This window comes from Terriglobales bacterium, assembly GCA_035454605.1.
Taxonomy (GTDB): Bacteria; Acidobacteriota; Terriglobia; order Terriglobales; family Acidobacteriaceae; genus DATMAB01.
The window spans coordinates 1-6,929 of the sequence record DATIGQ010000013.1 but is presented as its reverse complement, the minus strand read 5'-3'; the positions used below and the strand labels follow the sequence as shown (position 1 = coordinate 6,929).

General features: G+C 63.3%; 9 protein-coding genes and 1 tRNA gene. 1 reads left to right on the top strand and 9 read right to left on the bottom strand.

Annotation, left to right across the window (positions count from 1 at the left end; all coding sequences use genetic code 11):
* The 7 genes from VLE48_01090 to VLE48_01060 form a co-directional block, all read right to left on the bottom strand.
* A partial coding sequence (locus VLE48_01090; GenBank protein ID HSA91580.1) for a hypothetical protein occupies positions 1-267 on the bottom strand: 267 nt, incomplete at its 3' end.
* 54 nt (positions 268-321) lie between these two features.
* Complete coding sequence (locus VLE48_01085) at positions 322-846, bottom strand: DUF4136 domain-containing protein (protein ID HSA91579.1); 525 nt, start codon at positions 844-846, stop codon at positions 322-324.
* A 46-nt stretch (positions 847-892) separates the two neighbouring features.
* Positions 893-2,173, bottom strand: coding sequence for an FAD-dependent oxidoreductase (locus tag VLE48_01080; GenBank protein ID HSA91578.1), 1,281 nt, complete (start codon positions 2,171-2,173; stop codon positions 893-895).
* Between the two features lie 100 nt (positions 2,174-2,273).
* Positions 2,274-2,876 (bottom strand): hypothetical protein, encoded by a 603-nt coding sequence (locus VLE48_01075; protein HSA91577.1) that lies wholly within the window; start codon positions 2,874-2,876, stop codon positions 2,274-2,276.
* Positions 2,873-3,235, bottom strand: coding sequence for a hypothetical protein (locus tag VLE48_01070; GenBank protein HSA91576.1), 363 nt, complete (start codon positions 3,233-3,235; stop codon positions 2,873-2,875). The genes VLE48_01075 and VLE48_01070 overlap by 4 nt, the downstream gene beginning before the upstream one ends.
* Before the next feature lie 6 nt (positions 3,236-3,241).
* The gene (locus VLE48_01065) at positions 3,242-3,442 is read right to left on the bottom strand and encodes a hypothetical protein (GenBank protein ID HSA91575.1); all 201 of its coding nucleotides are present in this window, start codon (positions 3,440-3,442) and stop codon (positions 3,242-3,244) included.
* A 181-nt stretch (positions 3,443-3,623) separates the two neighbouring features.
* A complete protein-coding gene (locus tag VLE48_01060; GenBank protein HSA91574.1) occupies positions 3,624-5,174 on the bottom strand; it encodes a sigma 54-interacting transcriptional regulator in 1,551 nt (516 codons plus the stop codon).
* A gap of 106 nt (positions 5,175-5,280) precedes the next feature.
* On the opposite strand from VLE48_01060, the gene VLE48_01055 reads away from it, so the two are divergent.
* Positions 5,281-5,739 carry a gamma-glutamylcyclotransferase family protein gene (locus VLE48_01055; protein HSA91573.1) on the top strand — a complete coding sequence of 153 codons (459 nt, stop codon included), beginning with the start codon at positions 5,281-5,283 and terminating at the stop codon, positions 5,737-5,739.
* Positions 5,740-5,862: 123 nt separating this feature from the next.
* Here VLE48_01055 and VLE48_01050 read toward each other — a convergent pair.
* Both VLE48_01050 and tadA read right to left on the bottom strand, forming a co-directional pair.
* Positions 5,863-5,952 (bottom strand) — tRNA-Ser (locus VLE48_01050).
* 220 nt (positions 5,953-6,172) lie between these two features.
* Positions 6,173-6,661 carry a tRNA adenosine(34) deaminase TadA gene (gene tadA / locus VLE48_01045; GenBank protein HSA91572.1) on the bottom strand — a complete coding sequence of 163 codons (489 nt, stop codon included), beginning with the start codon at positions 6,659-6,661 and terminating at the stop codon, positions 6,173-6,175.
* Positions 6,662-6,929: the final 268 nt, after the last annotated feature.

Genomic DNA, 6,929 nt, shown 5'->3' with positions numbered 1-6,929 from the left:
CCGGTAGCGGCCCTCGATGTCCGGTGACTCGATGACCTGCGTGCGGGTCTTGCCGTCCTGGCTGCGCGTCTCGGTGACACGGCTGGGGGATTCGGTTCCGGTGGAGTCGCGGCGTTGCGTGGTCCTGCGCGAGAATTCGTCTTCGTCGGCCTTGCCTTGGGCCATGCTCTGTGGAACCACCAATGTGCACACGACCAGGCCCACTGCGGCCAACGGCAGTGCGCGCAGCATCCCGTAGATGGTTCGCTTCCATGTCCAAGGCGACATCAGTCCCTCCCGCTTGCAGCTTATGCTATCCAGAGTGTACGCCTCTTTGCGCCGCTAATTTTCTGCCGGCGGGAACTTCTTGAACAGCTTTTCCGCCGCCTTGTTGATCTTCTTCTCATTCTTCTCCGGCTTGTCGGAGAGCGTGTCGCTGGCCCGGCCGCGCCAGATCAGCTTCCTGCTTGCCGCATCCATGATATCGACGACGAGTTGACCGACCTGGATGGTGTCCACATCGACGCGCGCGCTTCCACCGCCCAAGCGCCAGGCCGGCCCGTAGCCCGTGCCCCAGACGTTGGCCTGCTTCCGCTCGGCCGCGGCCGCGCGGTAGAGAACGATGGCGTCGGGTTTCTGGCCGGGTTCAATCCGCTTCCAGCCCTTAGCAGCAAGTTGGGCGTCGATGGCCGTGACGATGCGCTGGTGGTTGAAGGGGTCCTGCACCGGATGTCCCTGCGCCCACGCGTAGGTCTTGTACCGGCTGAAGTCAGCCTTGTGGTCGTAGTCCACGCTGGTTTGCTGCCCGAAGGCAGCGCCGGCCAGCAGCAGAGTCATCAGAACGGCAATTGTGCGCTTACGTTGCATGGCTTTCACTCCTCTTCAATTTTGTAAACATCGTCTCTTCCGGGTCCTACGAACGAAGGTCTTTCACGTGCGCGCGTGCGATGCCGAAGGCCATCAGCCGGGCAGGGATGTTTCGCACCGCGGGGATGCGGAACGCCATGCGCGCAAACCAGGGGAGGCTCGGCGCCGCGCCGGGGGAACTGAGAACGCTGCCGATGATCCGATTCTGGGCGAAGGCCTGCACCGCCTGGATGATCCGGGTAGGCCATTCACGCTTGCGCTGGACGCGAGCCAGATCACTGACTTGCAACCGACCCGCTTTGAGCGGCCCAGAAAGCAGATTGGCCGCGACCACCGCGTCCTGAATGGCGTAGTTGATGCCAAGGCCGCCCACCGGAGACATGACGTGCGCGGCGTCCCCGATCAGCAACAGGCCGGGCTTGTACCAGCGCGGGCAGCGGCTTGATTCCACAGATAGCAGCGACAGTTGATGCCAGTCGGTGAGCGACCGGACATGCTCGGCAAAGCGGGGCTCGATGGCGGCGATAGACTTCCGCAGAGCCTCCAGGCCGGCCGCGCGCAACTCCTGGTACCTCCCCTTGGGAAACACGTAGCCCACCTGCCAGTAGTCGAAGCGGTCGAAGACCGCCAGGATCTTGCCCTCTCCGAACCCGCCCAGCACGCGACCCTCCCCTTCCGGCAGGTCACCGGGAACGTGGGGCAGCCGGAACCAGAGGATGTCCATGGGCGGCGAGGTCTTGATGGGCTCAAAGCCGGCCAGCTTCCGCACCATGGAGAAGCGGCCATCCGCGCCAACGGTCAGAGCGGCTCGCACCTCATGCAAGCCGTCCGCAGCCATGTAGCGAACGCCGGAGACCGCGCCGTTTTCTTCGACGAGCGTTTCCACCCGGGCTCCCATCACCAGCCGGAAGTGGGGGTACTTGCCAGCCTCGGCCGCCAGGAATTCCAGAAACCGTGCCTGGGGGATCAGCATGACGTAAGGGAAGCGCGTCTTCAGCTTGCGAAAATCGAAAGGGCTGAAGCTCGAGCCCGCGGAGCGCAGGGTCGGCCCGTAGACCTTGGCGTGCTGAAGCTGGTGCAGGGGAGCCGCCAGGCCGATCTCATCCAGATTCTCGAGGATGGAGGGGTGGACGGTATCGCCGCGGAAATCCCGGTCGAAATCCTTATGGGCCTCCAGCAGCGTGACCGGGACGCCATTGCGAGCCAGCAGCAGCGCCAGCATCATGCCTCCGGGTCCGCCGCCAGCGATGCAGCAGGCGGTGGAATGAGAATCGATGATGGTGTCCTGCACGGGACCCTCGGGCGCTCTGTTCAACGGTTCGGACATGGCCGATCTCCTAGTCGAGTCTTGTTCGTTACCGGTTGGCGCGGGCCCAGCTTACCCGTGGAAGGGCCCGCAACCGACGTCGTTGTGTCGCTTCCGGCGATTACTGGCACGATGCCACCTCCGCGAAGCGGCCGCTGGCCAGCATGGAAGCAAGGAAGTCGCCGCAGGCGGACGTCTTCTGGAACATGGAGTCGTTCTCCAGCGCCGTCTCTGATATGTAGTACTCGGCCAGACGCAGGTTGCGGTTGGCGTCGATGAGGCCGGCGCTCCAGCGGCGCAGGTCCTCGAAGTGATTCACGAGCAGGCGTAGCGCCATGCGATCGGCGTCGGTGGAGGCCATGACCGCGGCCTGACGCAGAGCCGTATCGGCGCGGTCGCGGTCCAGGGCGATCCAGGACTCAGCCAGCGGATAGCCGTTCCGGATGGTGTAGGCGATGTGTGCCTGCCAATCGCGGAGCGTGGCGGCCGCACCCAAGCCGGCGGAAGCGAAGCCCGGCGACAACCTGAGGTCCGTGGCTTCCGCGGAGGCTTGGGCAAGGGGCGTGGCCGCTTCCCAGACGTAGATCACGATGGTTTCCGCGCGCGTGAAGCTTGCGGAATCACCCTGGGATGGCGGGTTCTGCGCCGTGGCGCCTGGCGCGATCGCCAGCAGCGAGATGAAGAGTGCGCCGGCCGAGAGAATCGTGCGTCGAGTGGGTTTCATATTTGTCCCTTCCACAATTCGGTTTTTGCAAAGACCATCAGCAATGCAAGCAACGAGGACAGCACGGCGCCAAGGCGGCTGCGCTTGGCGAGCGGCTCTTCGCGCTCGATCTCATCGAGCAGCGCCCGGATCATGGGTCCGGAGCCGATCAGGCTGGCCCCGGCCGCGTGCATCTCGGCCAGAAGCTGCCGGCCTGCGTCGTCCACGAAGCTGACGTCGAGCAGGTCGATAATCAGCTTCTTGCCGTTCCGCGCGTCGCGCCAAGCTCGGCGTGCCTCGGTGACCCACGCGCGGACAACCTTGCCCTCCAGCTTGAGAGTGAGGGCATGCGGCTCGTCGAAGGTGCGGATGCGCAGCATGCCTTGCTACCTCGCTTCCAGGGCAAGCGCCGCAGGCTGCCAGAGGTTGGCTGAAATCCGTTGGGCGCCAAGTTCGGTCAGCGCGTCACGGATTTCGTCGCGTACCTCCGGGCCGAGCGTCTGATACGCCGCGCGAAGGTCATGGAGCAGTTGCCGGGCCTCCTCGCGGGTGCAGTTTGCTCGCTTGCGTTGCGTGATTGTTTGCATGCCATGGGAAAAGCATGCGCTCTGCCAAAGCCGTGAAAGTGGCTTGGAACCCGGCAACCCATTGGGTATCTGGACGTTAGGGAATAGCGCCGACTGAGGGACGGAAGCCCTGCCGAAGCTTGGAGTGCCGGAGATTAGGCATCTGCCGAAATCTCGGCAGCGCGGTTCGTGGGCAGAGATGTCAGAAGAGGTTACGAGTGATGCCCAGCTTCTTCATCTTGGACTGAAGTGTGGTTCGCTTCAGGCCAAGGCGGGCGGCCGCACCCCGGGGTCCTGCCAAAACGCCCTTGGTTTCGCGCAAGACCTTCAGAATGTGGTCGCGCTCGCTGCCGGCCAGAGTGACCGGGCCCGGACCGGTCGCAGTGACGGTGGCGGCGGGGCGCAGTTCGGCGATGGGCGCCTGCAAGACCGAGCCGCTGGTCAGGATGACGGACCTTTCGATGAAATTCTCCAGCTCCCGCACATTGCCCGGCCAGGAGCACGCCTGCAGGGCCCGCATGGTCTCGGACGAAATGGATTCGATTCTCTTGTCCATGCGCCGGGCGTACTTGGCGGCGAAGTAGCGCACGAGATGAGGAATATCCGCGACGCGCTCGCGCAACGGCGGAATGGTGATGGGAAAGACCTTCAGCCGGTAGTACAGGTCGCTGCGAAACTGCTTGGCCTCCACCATCTCCGCCAGGTCCCGGTGCGTGGCCGCGATGAGGCGAACGTCGACCTTCTGCGTCCGCGTGCTTCCCAGGCGCTCGAACTCGCGCTCCTGCAGCGCACGAAGGAGCTTGGGTTGCAACTCCAAGGGGATATCGCCCACTTCGTCGAGAAAGAGCGAGCCGCCGTTGGCCAGCTCCAGGCGTCCCAGCTTCTGCGCGATGGCGCCGGTGAAGGCGCCCTTCTCGTGTCCGAACAGCTCGCTCTCCAGCAACCCGGTCGGAATGGCGGCACAGTTCATCTTGATGAGGGTACGTTCGCGCCGGCGGCTAGCCTGATGGATAGCCCGCGCAATCAGTTCCTTGCCGGTGCCGGTCTCTCCCAGAATCAGGACGGTGGCGTCGGAAGGCGCCACCGTTTCCACCTGCTTCAGCGCGGCCTTGAGCGCAGGGCTCTGGCCGATGATTTCTTCGAAGTTGCTCTCGGAGCGGATCTCGTCTTCCAGGTACAGCTTTTCCTGTGCGAGCTTTTCCTGCAGCGCCCGGGCCTGCTCGAAATTGCGCACGTTCTCGATGGCAATCGCGACCTGGTGGGCCACCTGCTGCAGGAACTGCATTTCCTCCGCGTCGAGTTCGACCGGGCGAAACGAGCCCAGGACCAGCGCACCCAGGCGGGTGATGGAAGTAGAGAGCGGAAAGTGGTAGCTGACCTTGGCCCCGGACTGCCGCATCATGTGTTGATGGAAGGGATAGTTGGTGTCCTGGTCGACACGGAATACATAGGGCTGTTGGGTCTCCATGACCACACGACCGGGAACCAGATCCGGAGAGACCGCCGTCCCGATGCTGACGTCGGTGGGCACGTTGGCGTCCAGCAGCGAGACGCGCATGACGTCGCGTTCCGGATCATACAAGCCAACAGCTATCACTTCGAAAGACGCAATCGAGCGCAGGCAGGTGGCAATGTGCCGAAAAAGCTCATTCAGGTCGCGATAACGGGAGATGACGTCATTGATGCGCAGCAACGCCTGATAGCGCTCGACGAGTCGCTGGCCTTGCGGCTTGGCGTCTCCGGATTCCGGCATCAGTCCCGTCTCTGGAGGGAGCAGGGGGCATCCAAGGTAGCGGCTAGGACAGGGTTGGTCAAATGGGCCGGGCGCGGGGCGCAAGGACTTTGACAACTAGAATCAGATGGCCCGTGACAAGGGCCTGCTAGTAGATTGGGGCGCTGCCGATATGACTCCTCGCCGGATTGCCGTTTTCTTCTACGGCTTGTTCATGGACGTGAACCTGTTGAAGAAGAAGGGCGCCCGTCCCGTCCGCGTCCGACGTGCGCGCCTGCCGGGATTCCAGCTGCGCATTGGACAGCGCGCGACTTTGCTGCCGGATTCGGAGAGCTGCGCCTACGGCCTGGTGATGGAACTCACGCACTCCGAGGTGGAGCGGCTGTACTCCGAAGCCAGCGTCCGTGCCTACCAACCCGAAGCCGTGCTGGTTGAGCTAGCCGACGGTTCCCGGGTCCCTGCGCTGTGCTTCAATCTCAGTACGCCACCTGGTCCTGAGGAAGCGAATCCTGAATATGCGGCGAAGCTGCGTGATCTGGCACGCAAACTCGGATTGCCGAAGACTTATGCCGACACCATACGCTGAGCTGTGCTCCGGTTGACCAGGTTGGTCGAAAGGGAATCGTGTCGGGCACCGCTCAAGGGCAATCGGTCCGGAAATCCTCCGCACTCTCGGTCGAAGGTGGAAAAATGGAAGGCGCAGGCTAACTGGCGGAGAGGGAGAGATTCGAACTCTCGATACCCTTCCGGGTATGTCCGCTTTCGAGGCGGATCGTTTCAACCACTCACGCACCTCTCCGCGCCATAAGCAGCGGCCGTGGTCAGGTTCCGCTGCAGTTCCACACTTCTTCGGTCCTTCGCTTGCGCTCAGGATTTCGCCAGCGGGCTCCCGTTCGTCCGCCCAAAGGCGGACTCACTCACGCCCGCAACCCGGCTCAATTTCAACCACTCACGCACCTCTCCGCGTGAAAAACAGTGGTCCGTGGCTAGTGGTCAGAGCCAGAGACCGTGCGAATTGGCTACTTCGTACCCGTTTTCTGCTCCTGGCGGCGGCTGGCGAAAAACGCCTTCAGGAGGGCGGCGCAGCGTCCTTCGAGCACCCCGGCAACGACCGCCATCTTGTGGTTCAGCTTGGGGTGATTCAGGACGCTGGTGACTGAGCGAACGGCCCCGGCCTTGGGGTCGTCGGCTCCGTAGACCAGGCGATTCAGCCGCGCCAACACCAGCGCGCCCGCGCACATCGGGCACGGCTCGATTGTAACAAACATCGCGCAGTCTTCCAGGCGGTGGTTGCCGAGGTGGCGGGCGGCATCGCGAAGAGCAACGATCTCGGCGTGCGCGCTGGGATCGGTGTCGGTCAGATTGCGGTTGCAGCCGCGGCCGATGACCTTACCGTCGCAAACTACGACCGCGCCCACAGGGACCTCTCCCAGAGCCTGAGCGCGCAAGGCCTCTCGCAAGGCCTCTTCCATGAAGAGTTCGTTGGAAACGGCGCGGCGGGCGGGCATGACGGTAGAGGATATAGCAGAGAACAGACTTCCGGTGAATGTGGTGATGTAGTGATTTGGTCATCTCGTCATCTGAACAGCATCGGCGATGCGCGCTGCCAGATCACCAGATCATGCCAACGGTTGCTGCTGGGTCATGCAGTGGATGGCGCCGAAGCCCCAGATGAAATCGCCGCAGTAGATGGGGGCGATGCGGCGGCCGGGAAAGAGTGAGGCCAGAAGGTCGAGCGCCACCCGGTCATTCGGATCGTTGAAGACGGGAACCAGC